Genomic DNA, 20,710 nt, shown 5'->3' with positions numbered 1-20,710 from the left:
ATCAGAAGTGGTCCTTATTTTTATTCAAAAATAATCAAAGCCTGTGAAATTTTACTCGTCGTAAAATTTCACAGGCTTTTTCATTTCAGAGGAGGGTTTTGTCCCAGCCTCTTTATTTTGCTGAATTTACTGGTAGAATGCTCTCTTCCATTCTCTTTAATGTATAGAATAGCACGTAACGTTGCATACCAACTGCATTGGCGACGGATTGATCCCTTTCAATACGAAAACGCCCACGATCTTTATTTTTCAGCGCTATAATTGCGCTCAATGAATGTTTCATCCACGGAACGGGCACTTTTGATAGAGTGGCAGCAGCAGCTTCTCTATCGTTTTTCATCGCATAGCCGATTCCGCGATAATAATCCTTGTACAACGGATTTGTCATTTGATCAGAAAAAGTAATAAGTTTTTGCCAATCTTTTTGGAAGATAGCCAAGTTTGCCTTGTACACTTCTTGTACCTCAGCTTGTGGATATGCCGCCAAGACACGCTTCAATGAATCAATCACTTCCTCATTATTTTCATGAGACAAAGCGTATGCATATTGAAAAATGGGCTTTTTCTTATGCGTTGTCAAATAACGGCCAATTAATTTCATGTTTTTGGATTTGTAAATGACGTAAAATGGATAACCGATCATTAAAGCAATGATGAATAGGATAATTATGATAATAATCAGCCACTCCGGCATCCCGAAAGTATAGAGAATATACGCGAAAAAAATACTTAATAGAATAACGATTGAATAATTAAAAAATTTATTATGCATTCGGGCACCTCGCATTTTCTTTTAGTATAGCAGAAAAGCTTCAAGAATAAAGGATGAATGTTGTATTTCATAGAAGAACATAATATAATCTAAATACATTGATAGAAAAGGATTTTTGATAATAATAATTCGGAAATGTCCTTCCCATAAATACATTTGCACAATAGGAGGAGTCACGATTGAAAAAGATCTTAGTTACGGGAGCGCTAGGGCAAATCGGATCAGAATTGATTACCAAACTCCAAAAAGAGTATGGTGAAAATAATGTTTTGGCGACTGATATTCGAAAACCCCAACAAGCGCAAAATGGTCCTTTTGCTATTTTGGATGTAACAGATGGCAAAAAAATGCATGAAGTAGCAAAAGAGTTCGGTGCCGATACAATTATGCATATGGCTGCATTGCTTTCGGCGAAAGCGGAAGAGAATCCGCTGCTCGCTTGGAATCTAAATATGGGCGGCCTCGTAAATGCATTGGAAGTTGCCCGTGAATTGAATTTACAATTTTTCACACCAAGTTCAATCGGCGCATTTGGTCCATCCACACCAAAAAATAATACGCCTCAGGATACATTGCAAAGACCGACAACGATGTACGGTGTAAACAAAGTGTCGGGAGAGTTGCTATGCGATTATTATTTCCATAAATTCGGCATCGACACAAGAGGTGTCCGCTTCCCAGGTCTTATTTCAAACGTGGCTCAACCAGGCGGAGGTACGACTGATTACGCTGTAGATATTTATTACAAAGCAATCGAAGAAGGGAAATATACTTCTTTCATTGCCAAAGATACCTATATGGATATGATGTATATGCCTGACGCGCTTCAAGCAATCGTGGACTTAATGGAAGCCGATCCTGCAAAGCTGATTCACCGAAACGCGTTCAATGTGACAGCTATGAGCTTTGAGCCGGAAGAAATTGCTGCTTCGATACGCAAGCATATTCCAAACTTCCAACTTACCTATGATGTGGACCCAGTGCGTCAAGCAATTGCAGAAAGCTGGCCTGATAGCATCGACCCATCGGCGGCAGTGGAAGAGTGGGGCTTTAAAGCAACATACGATTTAGATATGATGACAGCCGATATGTTAGAGCAACTGAAGAAGAAATTGAAAGCATCCTAAAGCCGCGATTACGCGGCTTTTTTGAATGCGGTGCTTTACGCATAAAGTTAAGCGACAGTGCATAAATGACGATTCGGAGCTCAAAAAACTTTATAAAAACTCATAAGGCGGCTGTTAAACCGCATTTTTCCGTCTAATACGCATAACGATCTCAACCCACTACATAAAGCCCCACTAAAGTATAAAAAACCCACCGAAGACCAACTCGGTGGGCAAAGGTCTATTAAAACAACAAATGTGCAACGCCTGCTACAATCGGCAAAGCGATCAATGTACGTAATAAGAAAATAACAATCAAATCCAAAATGTTAATTGGAATTTTCGTGCCTAATATTAATCCGCCGACTTCAGACATATAAATCAGCTGAACGACAGAAACTGTTGCAATGGTGAACAATGTAATGGGAGAAGTGATGACGCCGTCTGCCAAAATGACAGGCAAGAACATGTCTGCGAATCCGACGACCATTGATTGTGCAGCTGCAGCTGCTTCTGGAATGCCTAAAACAGACAGGATCGGTTCAAAAGGCTTTCCTAAAAATGTGAACACGCCTGTATATTCTGCTAAAATCAGTGCAACAGTACCGAATGCCATAACAACAGGTGCAACGCCTAACCACATATCCAATACATTTCGCATGCCATCCGTAAACACTTTGCCGATCGATCGGTTCTTCGATGCGGTCTCCAACGCGTTTTCCAAGCCATGGTTCACTACGTTGTAGCCAGCAGGAAGCTTCTCTTCTTCACCTGTGAATGGGCGGCCATCTATGTATTCCTCTTTTTTGCTGCGCAAAGGATAAATGCGAGGCATTACGAGCGCCAAAACGACTCCAGTTAACAGAATTGTCCCGTAAAACGGCAGGAAATATTGCGACATGCCAACCGTATCGATAATGACGAGAGAGAAAGTAATTGAAACGACAGAGAATGTCGTCGCAATAATTGAGGCTTCCTTTTGTGTGTAATGCCCCTCCTCATATTGTTTGCTTGTCAATAAAACCCCGATTGTCCCATCTCCAATCCAAGATGCCAATGCATCAATAGAAGAACGGCCCGGCAGTTTAAATAAAGGGCGCATAACCTTCACCATCATCGTTCCGAAAAACTCCAAAAGACCGAAGTTTAATAGAAGTGGTAAGAGTAACCCTGCGAATAAAAAGATAGTGAATAAGAAAGATACGAGTCCATCGGGTGCTAATAACAAGCCACCGGTATCCTCACTCCAAATCGCTTCAGGCCCGATTTGAAATGTCACCATAATTGCAAATATCGCCCCGACTACTCTTGTAATTGCCCAAAAAGGTGTTACTTTGAATAAGCTTTCCAAAAGAGTAGGAGCCCCTGTTCCGTCTGCTTTAGGGATGAACAAATAGATCAATGAGCCGATTGCTGCAATGCTAATCAAAATCATAGCTGTCATAGGCATCGCTGGCTCTAAAAAGCCTGACAGAATATCCGCTAATTTAGCGATTGGCACTTTCCATTCTTCACCGAACTTTAATGGAACCATGAATAAAACGATCCCAAGCAAAGAAGGAATTAAGAAGTAAAACCATGTTGATAAACGATGTTTTTTCAAAATATGATTCCCCTTGTTGAATAAATTTACGTATCATATGAATAATTATACATACTATACGTTTATTCGATTCTTGTAAATACAGTATCTCAAATTTTTACTTTTCAGTCACTACATAGTTTCCATAATTAATATAAAATTAGTATTTTATCTCCTTGCTCCGGTATTTTTACCCTATTTAACTTTGTTTCAAACGATGATGAATAGTAGAGCAGAAGGGATTTCAAAACAAAAAACCCATTGGCAACAAACTTTGCCAATGGGGAAGATCACTGTTATTCAAAATCACGGTCCCAGCGGTACGTATAGAAACGTTCATTATGAAGCCATTTGAACGCTTCGGGATCCTTTTCCGCGAGCCGTTTTTCCATGTCACGCATCATCCAAACGGTTTGAGAAGCGTGAGAGTTTAAAGTCGCCAGTTTTTTCTCGGCAACTGCTTCAACGTTGTGATGAACGTCCGGCTCGCCAATGAGCTCTTTTGTATTATTTGCAAAAGCGATTGTGTAAATCGTCGGCCGTTCGTTTTCATTCATCCTACGGACTGCCCGGATTACTGCTCGGCCGGTAGCATCGTGGTCCGGGTGTACAGACAGTCCAGGGTAGAATGTTATGATGAGGGAAGGGTTCGTATCTTCAACTAAATCGGTAACAAGCTGAATCATCTTTTCATCATCTTCAAATTCGATCGTCTTATCCCGCAAGCCCATCATTCGTAAATCCGTTAATCCCATGGATGCAGCAGCATTTTGCAGCTCCTGCTTGCGTATTTGAGGAAGCGTCTCCCGATTCGCAAATGGAGGATTGCCTAAGTTCCTCCCCATTTCACCTAACGTTAAGCAAGCATACGTAACAGGAACGCCCATTTCAATATAAGAAGAAATTGTTCCCGAGACGCCAAATGCCTCATCATCAGGATGCGGAAAAATGACAAGCACATGTCGTTCTTTTTTTAACATTTCAATAAACCTCCTTATGCCTCACATTCGCCGGAGGCTACCTTTGTTTAGCAAATCCATCAGCTATGTGGATTTGGTGGATGAAGCTTCTATTTTGAACACTATTTGTTAAATGAATACAAGCATCAATATGTAAACGGTGTCTCGCTAATCTCAAGCGCAACCGCTAACTTGCCATCCGGATCCAAACCAGCCATAAGCAGTCGATCATGCTCATCTACCGTATAATGCGTAATGCCTTGTGCATAAATCCAGCCAGAAGGTAATTTCAAGCCAATACGATGTGGTGAATCACCAGCTACCTTACCAAGCTCATATTTAACGACAACATTTCGAATAAACGCTCCCGCATTAAAAAAGCCTTCCTTAAAATGGGCAGCATATGCACCGTTTGTCGTTTCGAGATGGATATATACATCTTTGTTTGCATAAGAGTCAAGCAACTCCTGCAGCCGTTCAGGTTTTACGATTTCCATGACAATGCCCCTTTCGATCAATTACGCAACGTAATTGCTTTCGGATTTTTATAGATAAAGTAATAGATTACGTGGATTATGCAGGGATACTCAGAATGTACTGTACTCATTCCGCCTGCTTTATCGTTTGAAAATCCGTTACATCTTTCGGAACCTTCACTAAATTCGACTTGATGGTGTCCTGAAGCTGCACAAATGACTTCGACACGTATCCCTCAGTTAATTGTGGCGGGGACTTTCGCCGAATATAGTTAAAAGCCGATGCTTTTAGTATATAGAAAATGGACCGTGAATGCGATTGACGTGCTTTGAGTTTAAGATGTACATTGGTTTGCAAAGAAAAGTGTGAGGTTTGGCAGGTTAGCGAACGTCATGACGTACGGGTAAGCAATGTGAAAACAATATAACGTGCTTGTCTCACAATATGGTTTGCGCAACATAACATAAATTGTTCGCAACGCAATGTGGATAGAGGGCAACACAATATAAAGGTGTGTAATAAACGTAAGTCGTCCGCAGCGCAATGTAAAAGTTCCGAAACACAATGTAAAAGTTCCGAAACACAATGTAAAGGAGCGCAACACAATATAAAGTGCCCGTATCACAATGTAGTTCGTGCAACAAAACGTAAATCCTTCGCCGCGCAACCTGCCCGGTCTATATCCCACTATTGGCGATTCAATACAATAATGTCCCCGCAAACAAATAAAAAATCGAAAGAACGCAGCGCGCTCCTTCGACTCTTATCAAAGTTCTGTAATCGTAATTTCGGGAGCTCCGAACCGGTTTTTCGCTCCGTGCATAACTGGGCCGACATATTCGTTCAGTTTCCAGCCGTTTGCAATCGCTGCTGTAACGAATTGTTTTGCTTCAATCACTGCTTCTTTTACGTTAAGACCGTTTGCCAAGTTCGCTGTAATAGCCGCTGCGAACGTGCATCCCGCACCGTGGTTATAATGCGTTTCAGTTTTTTCAGCTTCCAATAAAATAAATGATTTACCGTCGAAGAATAGATCAGCAGCTTTATCGTGTTGAAGCTGTTTACCGCCTTTAATGACAACGTTGCGGGCACCTAATGAATGAATTTTTTCGGCAGCCGCTTTCATTTGTTCAATTGTAGAAGGGGTTTTCATTCCGGCTAGTTGTCCCGCTTCAAATAAATTTGGTGTCGCGATTTCGGCTTTCGGCAATAAATATTGAATCATTGCATCGACAGTACCTGGGTTCAACACTTCGTCTTCACCTTTACATACCATAACGGGGTCAATGACGACGTGGTCCAGTCCAGATTCGGCAATTGCCTCTCCGGCTGTTTGAATGACTTCTTCAGTGCTCAGCATGCCCGTTTTAATAGCGTCAATTCCTGTTGAAAGAGCTGTTTTAAGTTGCGCTTTCAATACGTCGATCGGAAGGGAGTAGACGCCATGACTCCAATGATTATCAGGGTCCATTGTCACAACTACTGTAACCGCAGTCATGCCATATGTGCCGTGCTCTTGGAATGTTTTAAGATCTGCTTGTATACCCGCTCCGCCAGATGTATCAGATCCGGCGATCGTCAAAGTCTTTTTCAATGTCATGTCGGAATTCTCCTTCGTGTTGGATTGCATTCACCTTTATCTTAATCAACTTGAAGAAAAAATACAATTGTCGGATATTATCGGATGCTCCGTTAAATATGCTACCGACTTATAGAGAACAGACACGACATGTTGTCGAATTCAGTTGTTTTCCATAAAATAACGGACAATAAAGTTGTTTGTTTAGTAACTTTTCGATAGTCTAAACGTACAACTATTAGCGAAGATTTGTAGAGAATACTTTTATAGGGTAGGTGAAGAGGGAATGAAAGATCACAATAGATCAAAAGAGCATAAAAAAGCAATGTCACAATTAGAAGCTTCCAAAAAGGAGTCAGCTGTAACTTTCGAAGAGGTGGCTGGCCGTAGAAGGCGAATTTGGCGTCCTATGAAAATTTTCTCTACGTGGAGAAAATCAATGATCGTTGTTGCAATTCTTCTCATTCTGTTTGTCCTTTCTCTTCCTTTCCTCACATTTAAATATTTAACATTAGGCAGCACATATACGGAGCAAAAGGGTGTGTTTTTAGAACGCATTCAAGACCTAAAGGAAATTGCGACTGCGGAAGCGTATACGAAAGTTATTATAGAAAGACAGGATAATCAGCTATTTGGACAAGACATCGGTATGGACTTGCCGGGCACGAAGCGGCAACTTTTAGTTGTTGTACCCGGATCGGTCAAGGCGGGTGTGGATTTATCCGGCATGACAGAACAAGACATAGTAGTAGATGAGAATAAGAAGACTGTGAAACTAACATTGCCAACTGCTGAGTTTTTAGGGGGAGCCGAAATTTATTTCGATCAAATTGAAATGTTTTCCTATGAAGGTCTACTCCGGAGCAAAGCTGATATTCAGGAAGGCTATGAAATTGCGGACGAGGCGAAAGATCTGATTATGGAAGAGGCTGCAGCGCAAGGTGTGCTCGATATGGCGAGGTATAATGCGGAGAAAACTTTGAAAGAGATGTTTTCATTCGCAGGATACGACGTGACAATCGAATTTAAGGAGTGAGCAACGTTGGCGAAGCAGATATTTGGAAACGATTGGGACAAAGTTATGGGGGATGAGTTTCAAAAGCCGTATTATCAGAGGCTACGGAAGTTTTTGATTGAAGAATACCGCAATGAAACCGTTTTTCCCTTAATGGAGGATATGTGGACTGCATTTAAGCTGACACCTTACAACAGGGTGAAAGTCGTTATTTTAGGACAAGATCCATACCATGGATTCGGCCAAGCGCATGGGCTTAGTTTTTCCGTAAAACCGGGTGTCAAACTGCCGCCAAGTTTGCGCAATATGTTTAAAGAATTGCAGCAAGACATTGGTTGCGAACTGCCTGAAAACGGTACGCTCACTGGCTGGGCGAAACAAGGAGTCCTAATGTTGAACACGGTTTTGACGGTTCGGGAAGGAAAAGCGCATTCCCATAAAGGCAAAGGGTGGGAGCTCTTTACGGACGAAGTCATCCGAAAATTATCAGCTCGGAAGGAACCAATCGTTTTTATCCTTTGGGGCAGACCGGCTCAAGAAAAAAAGAAGCTGATTGATTTGACAAAGCATGCGGTGATCGAATCGGTTCATCCGAGTCCGCTCAGTGCAAGTCGAGGTTTTTTCGGTAGCAAGCCTTATTCTGCGGCAAATCGTCAATTATTGGAATGGGATGAAAAGCCGATTGATTGGTGCAGGACGTTTTAGTAATGAAATGAAGAGGGATTAAAGATGGCTGTGAATTGTTTTCAATGCAAGTATTTTTATGTTACATGGGACCCGAAACATCCTCGGGGCTGCAAAGCATATGGATTTAAGACACGCGAATTGCCTTCTGTCGTTGTCCGGCGTTCATCAGGGATGGAGTGCATGAAATTCGAAGTGAAGGAAGGGAAGAGGTAAAAATGATTACAACAGATCGTATTCTATTAGAAATAGATCGGCAACTAAATAATGCCAAAGCAGCAAATGATGAGCGCGCGATTCGGGAGTCTTTAACTGCAATCCGATCGCTTTGTGAAGTAGTGCTCGGCAATGAACCTAAAAATGAAACGCCGCGACTGCTAAAAGCGACAGATGTTACGAGCGTACCAACAATCCAAACGGTTTCAGCATTGGAAGGCAAACCGCTTGAAGAAGAGGACGCTAACGGCGGATCAATATTTGATTTTTAATACGTACTTTCTACTTTTAACGCATAAATCGATTTAACAGCGCATAACCTGCTATGATCGACGCATAACTTGATTCTAAAACTCATAATTCTTTTTAAAAACGCATAAAGACTACTGTTGCGCGCATAACACTGCTTATTTCACGCATAAATCATTTAATGGACGCATAAACCGATGGGCGTTTTCTTGGGAATCTTTTTGCGGGGAGTTCATTCGGTTTGCATTTGCTGAATGCGATGAACTCGACTTGTAAACGAGTAATTTTGTGTTGCTTGGTGGGCTATATGCGGGTTGAGGCAGGTTATGCGTTCCAAATGATTATTTCGGACGTAATTATATTAAGCAATCTGAATGGACGGATATGTGGCAGCGGGCGATGAAATTGGATTATACGCCAATCGTGCATGTGGCGAAGGTGAAGCCGAAAGCGGAACGGTGTGGCCGCAGCGTGGGCGTTTTCCAAGCGGGTGCCGAAGCTTATCAGGCTGTTAGCTTGCAAACGCAGTCAAGGCGAATTACGTGGGGCCAGCGCCATAGTGAATGATAGAATGCGTTTTTCTTCCACTTCATGCGTTTTAGAGCAGCATCCCTCGTTCCAACTTCCCACTCCATTTATTAAACCATCCCGCTTCAACTTACATAGCAAAAGAGGTAGTATAGTATACAAGAATTTCATTTTCTGATGAAGAAAGAAGGAAGACAAATGCCATTTTTTATTATAGCAGGGGCAGTGAATGCGGCATTATCTGTCGCATTGGGCGCTTTTGGTGCGCATGCGTTGAAGGAACGCCTGTCTGAGCATTATCTAGCGGTTTGGGAAACAGCTGTGCAATATCAGATGTTCCATGCAATCGGACTCATTGCCGTCGGGATTCTAATGAGCTCATCGCTTCTTGGACCGTCGACCCAATTAAGCTGGGCAGGGTATTTATTGTTAGCGGGTATTATCATCTTTTCGGGAAGCTTGTACGTATTAAGCTTGTCTGGCATCGGTATTTTAGGAGCGATTACTCCAATTGGCGGCGTGGCGTTTATTATTGGTTGGATTCTGCTGATCATCGCTGCCATTCAGTTTGGTAAGTAAAATATAAAATTTCTTCATCCGTCAAGCGCATAATCGTTTGACGGATTTTTTCATAGCATTAAATAACACGGAATAGTCATCATGATGCGTTCACTTCTTTGATATAATAAGCGAAAAGGGAGGGATTCATATGGCTTTATCGAGCGTTTCATCGAAGCAGAAATGGTTGTTTCTTTTACTGTTTATCGTGCTCTTAAGTAATTTTGCTGTTTACAGGCTACCTGCCATTCCACTTCCACAAGATGCTAACGGAGTTGTTCTTGGTTCGTTGTTAGACCTTTCAATCGTTGCCCCATTGCTAATTCTATCGATTACAAGGAAAAAAGGGTACACTGTTAAAAGATTTTTCACCTTCATGGTTCTTGGTTTAGTTGCTGCTCGATTCATTATACCAGCAGAACATTTTGCGCCGTTTCAATTTGTTCCATTTATAGCGGTTGGCTTTGAAGTCGTCATTCTCATAGCGGAAATTGGGTTGCTTTTTCTATTGGCAAAGCATTTACCCGGCATTTTACGAGAGCTAAAAAAAGAAAAACTCAATGGTTTATTCGCTTTTCCAGCGATCGTGAAGGAAAGAGTGTCATCTCATCCGATCATTTCTATCATTTCAGCTGAAATGCTTATGTTTTATTATGCATTTGCCTCATGGAAACGAAAGCCTATTATTGGGGAGTCAACCTTCACGTTACACCAAAAAACAAGTTATATAGCTTTTAACATTATGCTCATCCATGCAATTGTTCTTGAAACGTTTGGTTTGCATTGGTGGCTGCATGATCAATCGATTCTTTTATCCGTTATTCTTCTCATATTGAACGTTTATTCCATCCTATTTTTCATTGGAGACATTCAGGCGGTTCGGTTGAATCCTCTGAAACTGAATCGTAATTATATGCAAGTCTCTTTAGGATTAATGAAGCGTATGGAAATCCCATATTCTAATATTGAAAACATACTTTGGGAAGAAAAGGCTGCTACTTTTTCATTGAAGCAGCGTGGAACGATTGACTTTATTGCCAAAGATTTTGAGGATGTGAAACCGCAATGTATACTTCAATTAAAGCGTCCGATAAAAGCTGTAATGTTTTTAGGATTTGAAAAGGAATTTCATACGGTTGCGCTCCGTGTCGATGAGCTAAGTAGATTTCGGCAACAGCTTGAACATAAAGTCAATGAAAAATCTTCCCGTGAATGATTCCGGGAAGATTTTTCATTGAAGCTTACGGTGTTTGATCGAAATAAGCGAGTTCTTCGTCGAACTCTGCATAGTCGAAGTAGATCATCGGGAAGAGGAATCGATGATCGGTGCCAATTTCACTAATAATGACGTGATCGCGGCCGGCAGCCTCCACTCTGCCGCGGACGGATATTGTGTTTTCTCCCGCTTCGACTGCATGTTCAAAAGAAAAATGAAATACGCCGGGCTTTCCCCTGTTTAGCCTTAGGATGTTTTCAATATAAGATTCTTCTCTGAATCTTCCCCGGCCGGTGGTTGGAACTGGTACTTGCGGCGGTACGACGGGCTGTTGGGGTTGTTGTGGAAAACCAGGGTACCAATAATACTGAACCATTTTTTCATCCTTTCAAAAGTTTGTGGGCAATCTTTTTCGGTAGGGGAATAGAAGCAATGTGCCTTATCTTTTAGGCATTCCATTCGTAATACCATTGGGCTGGGCATGCGTCGGTTGGTTCGAACAATTAGTGTACCGAGGTGTAGAATTTGAATGCACCCTGCCAGTGTTCGCTTCGTATTCCGTCCGTTTTGATAAAGGTAGCATTTTGTTGTTACTTTAAACCGATCAGCCTTTGAAAGGCTATCAGTTGCAACGGTCGGATATCTTTAAAATCCAGGCGGTTTCCGCATATTAGTTTACACCTACATGTTCCAACCATCAGCATTCTAAATTGCCCTTCACCCCTGCTTCAGCACGTAATTATTTTGCTAATACATCCACTTCCTTGTCAGTGGCTTTTAAAACTGCCACAGTTTAACCCCCTCGATAGAACAATATGCTTTTCTATCTTTAATCATGACTTGAAAATAGATATACTATGGGGAAAGGGGGTAATTGCATGAATATTGATAATACTATTCCTGTTTTCATATCTTTTTATAAAACGATTAAACAGTTCTCTTTGGACGATTTGAAAAAATTTCTTAACGACAATGATGCCGTTTATCAAGCATACTTCCCGAATCATTGTCCACGTACAGATGAACGCCTGCAACAAGCGGTAGATCAATATGGAAATAAAATAAGGGAGATCGAAGCTTTTTCGAAGCAATTTCCGGAAATTCTACAAGCTATCGAGCGTCGATTTCAAACTACATATGATTTCGATGTCCCATTACATGCTAAATTGATCGTTGGGACATTTGGATCAAATGCTTTTGTAACGAGTGACAATAAACGTGAATTGTATTTTGCAGCAGAGAAATTATCCGCTAAGCCTGATCATATGCGCGTAATTGCAGCGCATGAAATCGGTCATGTGAATCATTTTTCAATGGCGACAAAAGGAGGCATGGACTGGTCAAAAGTCGATTGGATGCATGGGTTGACGACACTTTATACTGAAGGGGCAGCAACTTACTTTTCTAAGCAGATTGTGCCAGATTTGAAGCAATCAATGTATTTTTCATTTGACGATGAAGGAGATCCTTGGGTGCAATGTTATGAAGAGAATAAAGAAGAAGTAAAACGGCGCTTTTTGCAAGATGCCTCGGCAGGGTGGGATATGCCGAAAGAGAAGGAATGGTTCCGTTTATCGGGTGGAAGTTATTTTGGTAGAAATCGTATCGGTTATTTACTTGGAACGGATTATATTGAAAACTTGGTTGAACGATTTGGAGAGAAAAAAGCATTAACGTTCTGGAACGGTAACGATTTGCATGCGGATGCGATGGAGTGGTTGAAAGCTTAAAAGCGAAGGGGAGTGCCCTTCGCTTATTTATAACTATAAACGGGTTTAAAACTTAAATGATCGTATCGTTTCTTGCAGATCTTCCGCCATTTTTGCCAATGTATCAGAAGCCGCTGAAATCTCTTGCATGGATGCTGTCTGCTCTTCCGCGGCTGCCGCAATATTTTGCGTGTGAGCTGCAGATGCAGTGGAAATCTCGTAAGTTTCGTCCACTATCATTGCGACGTTGTCGAACTGCTGGACATTGTCTTGTAAGGCGCGTGATACGTCCCCGATCTGGGACAATACGTTGTTGACACCTTCAGCGATTTGCTGGAATGCGTCGCCTGCATCATTCACCATGTTGATTCCTTCATTGACAGTGACCGCACTTTGGTTCATTGCAATGACGGAATGGTCGATGTCTTCCTGAATCGTCTTGATGAGTGAACTGATCTGACGTGCAGAGTCCGCTGATTGTTCCGCCAATAATTTCACTTCATTGGCAACGACTGCAAAACCTCGTCCGTGTTCGCCTGCCCGAGCGGCTTCAATTGCAGCATTGAGTGCGAGTAAGTTTGTTTGCTCTGCGACATTCGTAATCATTGATAGGATGTTTGTGATTTCCTTCGATTTGTTACCTAATTCATTGATAGCCAAGGCAGTTGATGTTGTCTCTTGCTGAATGGTTTGCATATGATTGATTGTTTGTGTAATGACTTTGTAGCCGCTTTGAGCAGTACGTGATGTTTCCGTGGAAGCAGCGTCCGTTCTTTTCATGGCGGTGGAAATCTGTTCTAATTCTTTCGCGATTCGGTTCATTGCATCGCTCGAGTCTTTTGTTTTCGCCATTTGAGCATCTGCACCCTCTGCTATGTCTTGAATGGAACTGGTAACCTGTTCAACGGATCGACTTGTTTGCTCGCTGCTAGCGGACAGTTCTTCTGATGTTGCCGCTACTTGCATAGAAGCTGTGGACACTTGCCCAATCATCTGCTTTAGATTGTCCGTCATGCGATTTGTATAACTTGCCAGCTCGCCGATTTCATCTTTATTGCGAATGTTCAGTTGTTCGGATAGCAAATTGCCGTCCGCCACTTTTCCAACCTTCTCTGTAACAAGTTTTATAGGTCTTGATAAATGATTTGAGAACCAGATAATAACGATCGTTCCAACGATCAAGGTGATGCCAAGGACGATGGATAGAGTGATGAGTAAATCATTTGCGCCGCTATTGAAATCTGTTAAATAAGTTCCGGATACGACAATCCATCCCCAAGCAGGGTCCATTTCCGCATATACAATTTTAGGAGAGATCTTTTCGCTATTAGGCAATTCGAAGTCGAATGTGACAAAGCCGCCTCCGTTTTTAGCAGCTTCAATCGTTTCTTTTGTCGTATACATACCATCCGGTGCTTGGGAATCGTACAAATTTTGGCCTTCCAAGGTCGGGTGGACAATGGCATTTCCGTCTTCATCCAACACGAAGTAGTAGCCGTACTCTCCCATGTCGACTCTGTTTTCCAGAGCGCGTGTCCCGTCTGCCAACATTGGACCGACTAACTTCTCCGCAGCTTTGCTTTGCGCCTCTTTTAACGTCAATGTTCCGTTTTGCACATCGTCATTTAGTACGGCAATCATATTAAGCGCCGACATTACATTGTTCTTAATGCCGGTAGTGCCGACTTCATTCAAATGGCTTTTAGCAGTTATGTAGCTGGATAGCCCGATTATCAAACTGGGAACGATTAACAGAGTTGCGGTAATGATGATAAGTTTGTTTCGAATCGTAAATTTCATAGTAAGCCCCCTCGTTTCTTATATCGGAAGAAAAAGTTTGTATGTAATAAAAAAAACTGATGGAGAAACAAAATGTTTCTCCATCAGTTTTATTTAACTCAAACGTTGAAAAACTCGACTTTTTTGTCTCCTTCTAACAACGTGCCGACGAAGAATGATCCGAATACGCCATAGCGCGCGCTCACTTCGTCAAACCTCATTTCATAAACTAATTTTTTGAACTGAAGAACATCATCAGAGAAAAGGGTTACGCCCCACTCGTAATCGTCGAAACCGACAGATCCTGAAATGATTTGTTTCACTTTTCCTGCATAACCGCGGCCGATCATGCCGTGGCTGCGCATCAGTTCTTTTCGGCGGTCCATGTCAAGCATATACCAGTTGTCGTCGCCTTCGCGTTTCTTGTCCATTGGATAGAAGCAAACGTATTGGCTGCGTGGCAATTCAGGATATAGACGTCCGCGCACGTATGGATTTTGGTAAGGATCCTCATTGGATTCGCCTGCAAGGTAATTGGATAATTCAACGACCGAGACGTAAGAATAAGCTGGAATTGTGTAATCTGCAATCGTTAATTTATTGAATTCCGCTTCCAGCTGCTGCAATTCATCCATTGTCGGGCGAAGTGTCATCAGCATGAAATCTGCTTTTTGGCCAACGACAGTGTAAAATGCGTGGCTTCCTGTTTTATTTTCATCTGCTTGTTGGAGCTTATCTAAAAAGGCCATGAACTCTTCAACCGCTTCTTGACGTTCTTCTTTTGAAATCAATTTCCAAGACGCCCAATCCATCGTCCGGAAATCATGTAGGACATACCATCCATCGAGTGTAATTGCTGCTTCGTTCAAGTGAATTCAAACTCCTTTTCGTGAATTTGGTTATACGGTTATTGTAGCACAAAGCATCGGAAAACATGTGATACAACGGCTGTTGTCATCAATTTGACATGATGTATATAATTGTTCCTATGAACAGAACTATTGTATGCTTAAAAGACACGATACTATTTAAAGAGGTGGATGGCAAGTGACGGATGTATTCAGCGAGATAAAACGAAAATTAAGCGGTAAGCGAAAAACGATCATTCTTCCAGAAGGTACGGATTTGCGCATAGTAGAGGCGGCATCCCGTTTGCATTCAGAAGGATTTGTGAAGCCTGTTCTGTTAGGGGATGAAACACAGATTGCGGATACCGCTAAAGGAGCAGGCATTGATTTGACGGATATAGAAATATTGGTGCCTGAGGCGGACCCTGAATTTGAGGAATTATGTGAACGATTCGTTGACCGGAGGAACGGCAAGGCTACGATTGAACAAGCCCGTGAGCTTTTAAAAGATCCGAATACATACGGCACGATGTTAGTATATACGGGCAGAGCGGACGGACTTGTCAGCGGTGCAGTCCATTCGACTGCGGACACAGTGCGACCTGCATTGCAAATTATTAAAACGAAGCCTAACATTTCAAGGACAAGCGGTGCTTTCATTATGATGAGGGGAGAAGAACGTCTCGTATTTGCAGATTGCGCAATAACGGTCAATCCGACTGCGCAGGAATTGGCGGAGATTGCCGTGGAAAGTGCTAAAACGGCTAGAGCATTTGGCATTGAACCGCGTGTTGCAATGCTTTCATTCTCAACGAAAGGTTCTGCTGTCACCGAAGAGACGACGAAAGTAGTTGAAGCCGCGGAAATTGCGAAGAAATTAGACCCGGAATTGTTGCTTGACGGAGAATTCCAATTCGATGCAGCATATGTGCCAGAAGTGGCAAAGAAAAAAGCTCCGGATTCAGTTATTAAAGGGGATGCGAATGTATTTATTTTCCCTTCATTGGAAGCGGGCAACATTGGCTACAAATTGACGCAACGCTTAGGGAACTATGAAGCGATTGGACCAATATTGCAAGGCTTGAACGCACCAGTAAATGATTTGTCGCGTGGATGCTCGGTCGAAGACGTCTACAAACTTTGCCTCATTACGGCAGTGCAAAGCTTACCAGATGAGGAACAATAAACAGTGGGAAATCGAGTGTCAGATGTTCAATTCAGTTTGCAAAAGAAACAATGGCGGCTCATAGACGAATCCATTTCCGCCAAAAAGCGATCAGCGCTTGAATCATTCGCTATGGACGACACACTTTGTCATTTAGTCGGTCAGCAAATGAGCGTGCCGACTGTTCGCACTTGGGTACATGACAATACAGTCGTCTTAGGCATCCAAGATCATCGGCTGCCCTATATTGGCGAAGCATTGCCTCACTTGGAGGAGTCGGGCTATCAATTTATCGTCCGCAATTCAGGCGGCCTTGCAGTCGTTTTAGACGAAGGTGTATTGAATGTTTCTCTCGTTTTATCGGAAAGAGAAGGATCGATTGATATTCCGGAAGGCTATGAAACGATGTTGGAGTTCGTCCGTTTACTCTTCCCGGAAGTTGGAGATAAAATCAAAGCTTACGAAATCGTTGGCTCCTATTGCCCGGGGACATATGATTTAAGCATAGAAGGACGGAAATTCGCCGGTATTTCACAGCGCCGCCTACGCCAAGGCGTTGCGGTGCAAGTGTATTTATGCGTTGAAGGCAGCGGGTCCGAAAGAGCTGAATTGATCCGCAAACTTTATAATGAAGGACTTCGGGGAGAACAAACAAAATTCACTTATCCGACGATCAAGCCGGAAGTGATGGCTTCCCTGTCGGAACTGACAGGAGAGCATCTCACGGTCAACGACATCGTCATTCGCATCCAAATGCTTTTGCGAGCTTTGTCGGAAGAAGAAATTCAAACGGGCGGGCTAACTGCAGAAGAAATGGAACTTTATTCGTTTTACTTGAAACGAGTAGTAGAGCGGAATCAGAAGATGTTGAAGTAGTGTAGCGGAGTAAGTGCCGAGTGAGGAACTTAGGCGTTTAAATAGTGCATATATGCACTATTTAAACGATTTATGAGTAGATTGGAAATCTTTATGAGCTTGTTGAGAGGGTTATGCGTATAGAGAGCAACTTATGAGTCATTAATTTGCTTTATTCGTTTTCAAAGCGACTTATGCGTCTACTGTAGACTTTATACGCAATTGCCATAAGTCATACGTTCATTAATGGGGAAATTGTATTGAATAGGAATGTTTATGGAAGTTTCTGCACTTTTGGTGGAATAGTATCGACAGCTGCTAAGTGAAGGCGCCCCCCAAGCGGAAGGCATCCGCCAGCGCTGAAGCGGTGCAGTTATAGGGGAATTGTATTGAATATAGACTCTTTGCAAACTTTCTATTCTTAAGGGGATGCGGTATCGACTTAACCGGAAGAGAAGGCGCCTCCCAAGCGGCAGCCGTAGCCATAAGACTGTCAGCGTGAAAACGCTGGCGAGTCTTATGGCGGAAGGCATCCGCCAGCGCCGAAGCGGTGCAGTTATAAGAGAATTGTATTGAATATAGGACTCTATGCAAGCTTTCTGCGCTTAAAGGATACGTATCGGCTTGTCCCTGTGCTCAGGAATAAGCGCATGCCCCTTCTAAGCGGTCCCGCTATAAAGTGCAATGCAAGCAGTCTATAAACGCGACAATAGCAATATATGCAAAAAAACCGCCGGATCAATGATTGATCGGCGGTTCTTTTGATACTAAATTTCCATTGCGCTCCATCGTGAAGACCGGCGCGGTCCGCTCCGACTCATCATCCAACGTCACAAGACGTCTTGCCCGGTTCATAATTTGGACAAATTGCTCATAATCATTGCGCAATGTTTTATTTTCTTGGCGAAGCTTCTCGATCTCTTTTTCAAGACCTTCCACTTTATCATTTGCGATTTTAGCAGTCTGCTTCCAACGCAGAGACTCCGAATCACTCGCTCCAGTATGATGTAAGCGAATCAAATAGGCGATTACCGTATCCAATGAAAGCGCAGATAGCGGTACAGCTACCTTTTCTTCATCACCAATCCCAACTGATGGATTGTATAATTGTTGGCTGCGTCGCTTGAAATCGGCGCCCAATACTCGCATCGCCTGTTTCCGCTCCTTCTTCGCCTCTGCCAACTCTTTCTCATACTCTCGGCGAACGACCGCATTCCATCTGAAACCGCATGCTGCGGCAGTCCGGTTCAGCTTATCGCCAACTTCCTCAAACGCACTTAACTGGGTGCTACCTTCCCGGACATGTCGCAGCACCGTTTCAGCTAATAAAATATCATTTTCCTCAAGCCATGCATCCTGTCTAACTTTCACCATCTCCATGCCTCCTGCCATGTTCATAGTCTCTTTCTACGAACAGTTTGGACAGGGTTCAATACTTTTATTCATCCAAATTGGACACTTTGAAAAAACCTTACACTATTTGAATAAAAACCTTTCTTTTCATCTACAGCTGCCCATCCTTTTTGCTATAATAAATAAAATGGACGTGGAGGTGGCGCAATGGATTATAAATATGAAAAGCTTTTCGAAGAGAAGGTGTTCAAAGATCCGGTGCATCGGTACATCCATGTGCGCGACAAAGTGATATGGGACGTGATCGGCACGCGCGAATTCCAAAGGCTTCGCAGAATCCGTCAGTTGGGGACGACATATTTAGTCTTCCATGGTGCGGAGCATAGCCGTTTCCAGCATTCATTGGGCGTCTATGAAATTGTGAGACGTATCATTGATGACGGGTTCAGCGGCAGGGAAGAGTGGAATGATGAAGAACGGCTATTGACGCTGTGTGCTGCTTTATTGCATGATTTAGGGCACGGTCCTTTTTCGCATGCGTTTGAAAAGGTATTTGCGCTTGATCATGAAAAATATACACAAGCTATTTTGACAGGGCCAACTGAAGTCAACGCGGTCCTCCGTCGAGTGTCGCCTGATTTTCCGCAAAAAGTGGCGGATGTCATCGGGAAAACGTATCCTGATAAATTGGTCGTCAGCTTGATTTCAAGTCAGATTGACGCCGACCGAATGGATTATTTACAGAGAGATGCTTATTATACAGGGGTTTCCTACGGCCATTTTGATATGGAACGGATTTTGCGCGTCATGCGGCCTGCGGAAGAGCAAGTCGTCATTAAGTTTAGCGGCATGCATGCGGTGGAAGATTATATAATGAGCCGGTACCAAATGTATTGGCAAGTCTATTTCCACCCTGTTTCTCGAAGTGCAGAAGTCATTTTGATCAAAATCTTGCATCGTGCGAAGCACTTACATAATAGCGGCTATGCGTTTGCGCAGGAGCCCGTGCATTTCAAGTCATTTTTCGATCAATCCATCGAGTTAGAAGACTACATATCTCTTGATGAGAGCATCCTATTAACGTATTTCCAATGGTGGCGAAAAGAAAATGATCCCGTATTGGCTGATTTATGTGATCGTTTCATTAACAGACGGCTGTTCCAATATGCTGAATTCGAACCGGCAACTGAATACCGGAAGGTTGTAGAGCTGGAGCAGTTGTTTAGAAAAGTGGGAATTGACCCGGAATATTATCTTGTCACGGATTCATCGTCCGACTTGCCTTATGATTTTTATCGGCCAGGTGAGGAGAACGAGCGTGTGCCAATCTATTTGCAAATGGCGAGTGGGGAGCTGCGCGAACTATCCCGGTCATCGGAAATTGTCGATGCGATATCGGGCAAAAGAAGGACAGACCATAAAATTTATTTTCCTGAGGATTTATTAGATAAAAAACAGGATGACCCGCACATCAATCAGATTTTGAAGATGCTGAGAGGATCGGAAGGAGTGGACGAGCTTGTTGATTGAACATGCCAAAATAGTGCAGTTCATTTCACTGGCGAATGAAGTGAACGGCCGGAAAAAGCTCCAAAAAATGGTGTACATCGCGAAAAAGATGGAGTTTCCGTTTGCCGAAAAATACGAGTTGCATATGTACGGCCCTTATTCGGAGGAGCTAACATTGCGAGTGGAGGAGCTTTGTGAAATGGGATTCTTGGCAGAGCGTTGCGAGGATAAAGGCTCCTATGTCCAATATAGCTACAATGTAACTGAAGAAGGAGAGCGCTTTGTAGAGATGGCGGGGGAACCCCATGATCTATTATCGGTTTGCATTGAGAAGATGAACGGCAAAAGCTCAAGATTTTTGGAATTGGTTTCAACTCTTTTATACTTCGATTATTTGCCGCAAGAAGAGCAAGTGGAGAAAGTCAAAATTGTGAAGAGCAAATTGAATTATACAGAAGAAGAAATCGAATCCGCTTTTGAATTTATTGAAGAGCTTCAAAAGGGTGCGGGCGTACCGAACAATATGTAACACTGTTAGAGACTGTAAAAAA

At 42.7% G+C, this 20,710-nt stretch carries 21 protein-coding genes and 1 pseudogene; 13 read left to right on the top strand and 9 right to left on the bottom strand.

Annotated features, from left to right (window positions below; translation table 11 throughout):
- Positions 1 to 112 precede the first annotated feature (112 nt).
- Entirely contained in the window at positions 113 to 772 is a 660-nt protein-coding gene (locus WFH04_RS04545; protein ID WP_336822878.1) for a hypothetical protein, read from the bottom strand.
- Positions 773 to 951: 179 nt separating this feature from the next.
- On the opposite strand from WFH04_RS04545, the gene WFH04_RS04540 reads away from it, so the two are divergent.
- The gene (locus WFH04_RS04540) at positions 952 to 1,899 is read left to right on the top strand and encodes an L-threonine 3-dehydrogenase (RefSeq protein WP_336822877.1); all 948 of its coding nucleotides are present in this window, start codon (positions 952 to 954) and stop codon (positions 1,897 to 1,899) included.
- Between the two features lie 223 nt (positions 1,900 to 2,122).
- On the opposite strand, the gene WFH04_RS04535 is transcribed toward WFH04_RS04540, so the two are convergent.
- The 4 genes from WFH04_RS04535 to thiD all read right to left on the bottom strand — a co-directional run bounded on the left by WFH04_RS04535 (position 2,123) and on the right by thiD (position 6,496).
- Entirely contained in the window at positions 2,123 to 3,481 is a 1,359-nt protein-coding gene (locus WFH04_RS04535) for a YjiH family protein (RefSeq protein ID WP_336822876.1), read from the bottom strand.
- A 275-nt stretch (positions 3,482 to 3,756) separates the two neighbouring features.
- Positions 3,757 to 4,440 carry a bacillithiol biosynthesis deacetylase BshB2 gene (gene bshB2 / locus WFH04_RS04530; protein ID WP_336822875.1) on the bottom strand — a complete coding sequence of 228 codons (684 nt, stop codon included), beginning with the start codon at positions 4,438 to 4,440 and terminating at the stop codon, positions 3,757 to 3,759.
- 125 nt (positions 4,441 to 4,565) lie between these two features.
- On the bottom strand, positions 4,566 to 4,916 hold the full coding sequence (locus tag WFH04_RS04525) for a YojF family protein (protein WP_336822874.1): 351 nt from the start codon (positions 4,914 to 4,916) through the stop codon (positions 4,566 to 4,568).
- Between the two features lie 746 nt (positions 4,917 to 5,662).
- The gene (thiD, locus tag WFH04_RS04520; protein WP_336822873.1) at positions 5,663 to 6,496 is read right to left on the bottom strand and encodes a bifunctional hydroxymethylpyrimidine kinase/phosphomethylpyrimidine kinase; all 834 of its coding nucleotides are present in this window, start codon (positions 6,494 to 6,496) and stop codon (positions 5,663 to 5,665) included.
- 265 nt (positions 6,497 to 6,761) lie between these two features.
- Between thiD and WFH04_RS04515 the strand changes: the two genes are divergently transcribed.
- From WFH04_RS04515 to WFH04_RS04485, 7 genes and pseudogenes are all read left to right on the top strand, one after another.
- The gene (locus WFH04_RS04515; protein WP_336822872.1) at positions 6,762 to 7,511 is read left to right on the top strand and encodes a DUF4230 domain-containing protein; all 750 of its coding nucleotides are present in this window, start codon (positions 6,762 to 6,764) and stop codon (positions 7,509 to 7,511) included.
- Between the two features lie 6 nt (positions 7,512 to 7,517).
- A complete protein-coding gene (locus WFH04_RS04510) occupies positions 7,518 to 8,195 on the top strand; it encodes a uracil-DNA glycosylase (protein WP_336822871.1) in 678 nt (225 codons plus the stop codon).
- A gap of 24 nt (positions 8,196 to 8,219) precedes the next feature.
- Positions 8,220 to 8,390, top strand: a complete 171-nt coding sequence (locus WFH04_RS04505) for a uracil-DNA glycosylase (RefSeq protein ID WP_336822870.1) — start codon at positions 8,220 to 8,222, stop codon at positions 8,388 to 8,390.
- Between the two features lie 2 nt (positions 8,391 to 8,392).
- Entirely contained in the window at positions 8,393 to 8,662 is a 270-nt protein-coding gene (locus WFH04_RS04500) for a YwdI family protein (RefSeq protein ID WP_336822869.1), read from the top strand.
- 313 nt (positions 8,663 to 8,975) lie between these two features.
- A pseudogene (locus tag WFH04_RS18320) lies at positions 8,976 to 9,206 on the top strand (protein rep); the annotation flags it as partial.
- A gap of 159 nt (positions 9,207 to 9,365) precedes the next feature.
- Positions 9,366 to 9,746, top strand: coding sequence for a DUF423 domain-containing protein (locus WFH04_RS04490; protein ID WP_336822868.1), 381 nt, complete (start codon positions 9,366 to 9,368; stop codon positions 9,744 to 9,746).
- 130 nt (positions 9,747 to 9,876) lie between these two features.
- Entirely contained in the window at positions 9,877 to 10,941 is a 1,065-nt protein-coding gene (locus WFH04_RS04485; protein ID WP_336822867.1) for a beta-carotene 15,15'-monooxygenase, read from the top strand.
- A 25-nt stretch (positions 10,942 to 10,966) separates the two neighbouring features.
- On the opposite strand, the gene gerQ is transcribed toward WFH04_RS04485, so the two are convergent.
- Positions 10,967 to 11,317: a spore coat protein GerQ gene (gerQ, locus tag WFH04_RS04480; RefSeq protein ID WP_336822866.1), complete on the bottom strand. Its 351-nt coding sequence runs from the start codon at positions 11,315 to 11,317 to the stop codon at positions 10,967 to 10,969.
- Positions 11,318 to 11,819: 502 nt separating this feature from the next.
- Here gerQ and WFH04_RS04475 point away from each other — a divergent pair.
- Positions 11,820 to 12,671 (top strand): aminopeptidase, encoded by an 852-nt coding sequence (locus WFH04_RS04475; RefSeq protein WP_336822865.1) that lies wholly within the window; start codon positions 11,820 to 11,822, stop codon positions 12,669 to 12,671.
- A 45-nt stretch (positions 12,672 to 12,716) separates the two neighbouring features.
- Here WFH04_RS04475 and WFH04_RS04470 read toward each other — a convergent pair whose 3' ends face one another.
- Positions 12,717 to 14,450 carry a methyl-accepting chemotaxis protein gene (locus WFH04_RS04470; RefSeq protein ID WP_336822864.1) on the bottom strand — a complete coding sequence of 578 codons (1,734 nt, stop codon included), beginning with the start codon at positions 14,448 to 14,450 and terminating at the stop codon, positions 12,717 to 12,719.
- Between the two features lie 98 nt (positions 14,451 to 14,548).
- Complete coding sequence (gene hemQ, locus WFH04_RS04465; RefSeq protein ID WP_336822863.1) at positions 14,549 to 15,298, bottom strand: hydrogen peroxide-dependent heme synthase; 750 nt, start codon at positions 15,296 to 15,298, stop codon at positions 14,549 to 14,551.
- 178 nt (positions 15,299 to 15,476) lie between these two features.
- Here hemQ and pta point away from each other — a divergent pair, with 178 nt between their 5' ends.
- On the top strand, positions 15,477 to 16,463 hold the full coding sequence (gene pta, locus WFH04_RS04460) for a phosphate acetyltransferase (protein WP_336822862.1): 987 nt from the start codon (positions 15,477 to 15,479) through the stop codon (positions 16,461 to 16,463).
- Positions 16,464 to 16,478: 15 nt separating this feature from the next.
- Positions 16,479 to 17,318, top strand: coding sequence for an octanoyl-[GcvH]:protein N-octanoyltransferase (gene lipL, locus WFH04_RS04455; protein ID WP_336822861.1), 840 nt, complete (start codon positions 16,479 to 16,481; stop codon positions 17,316 to 17,318).
- Between the two features lie 717 nt (positions 17,319 to 18,035).
- On the opposite strand, the gene WFH04_RS04450 is transcribed toward lipL, so the two are convergent.
- Complete coding sequence (locus WFH04_RS04450; protein ID WP_336822860.1) at positions 18,036 to 18,671, bottom strand: RsfA family transcriptional regulator; 636 nt, start codon at positions 18,669 to 18,671, stop codon at positions 18,036 to 18,038.
- Between the two features lie 186 nt (positions 18,672 to 18,857).
- Between WFH04_RS04450 and WFH04_RS04445 the strand changes: the two genes are divergently transcribed.
- Both WFH04_RS04445 and WFH04_RS04440 read left to right on the top strand, forming a co-directional pair.
- Positions 18,858 to 20,180: an HD domain-containing protein gene (locus WFH04_RS04445; RefSeq protein WP_336822859.1), complete on the top strand. Its 1,323-nt coding sequence runs from the start codon at positions 18,858 to 18,860 to the stop codon at positions 20,178 to 20,180.
- Complete coding sequence (locus WFH04_RS04440) at positions 20,170 to 20,688, top strand: YwgA family protein (RefSeq protein ID WP_336822858.1); 519 nt, start codon at positions 20,170 to 20,172, stop codon at positions 20,686 to 20,688. Before WFH04_RS04445 ends, WFH04_RS04440 begins: the two co-directional genes overlap by 11 nt.
- Positions 20,689 to 20,710: the final 22 nt, after the last annotated feature.

The organism is Sporosarcina sp. USHLN248, from assembly GCF_037144575.1.
Taxonomy (GTDB): domain Bacteria; phylum Bacillota; class Bacilli; order Bacillales_A; family Planococcaceae; genus Sporosarcina; species Sporosarcina contaminans.
This window is presented reverse-complemented; position numbering and strand designations above follow the sequence as displayed.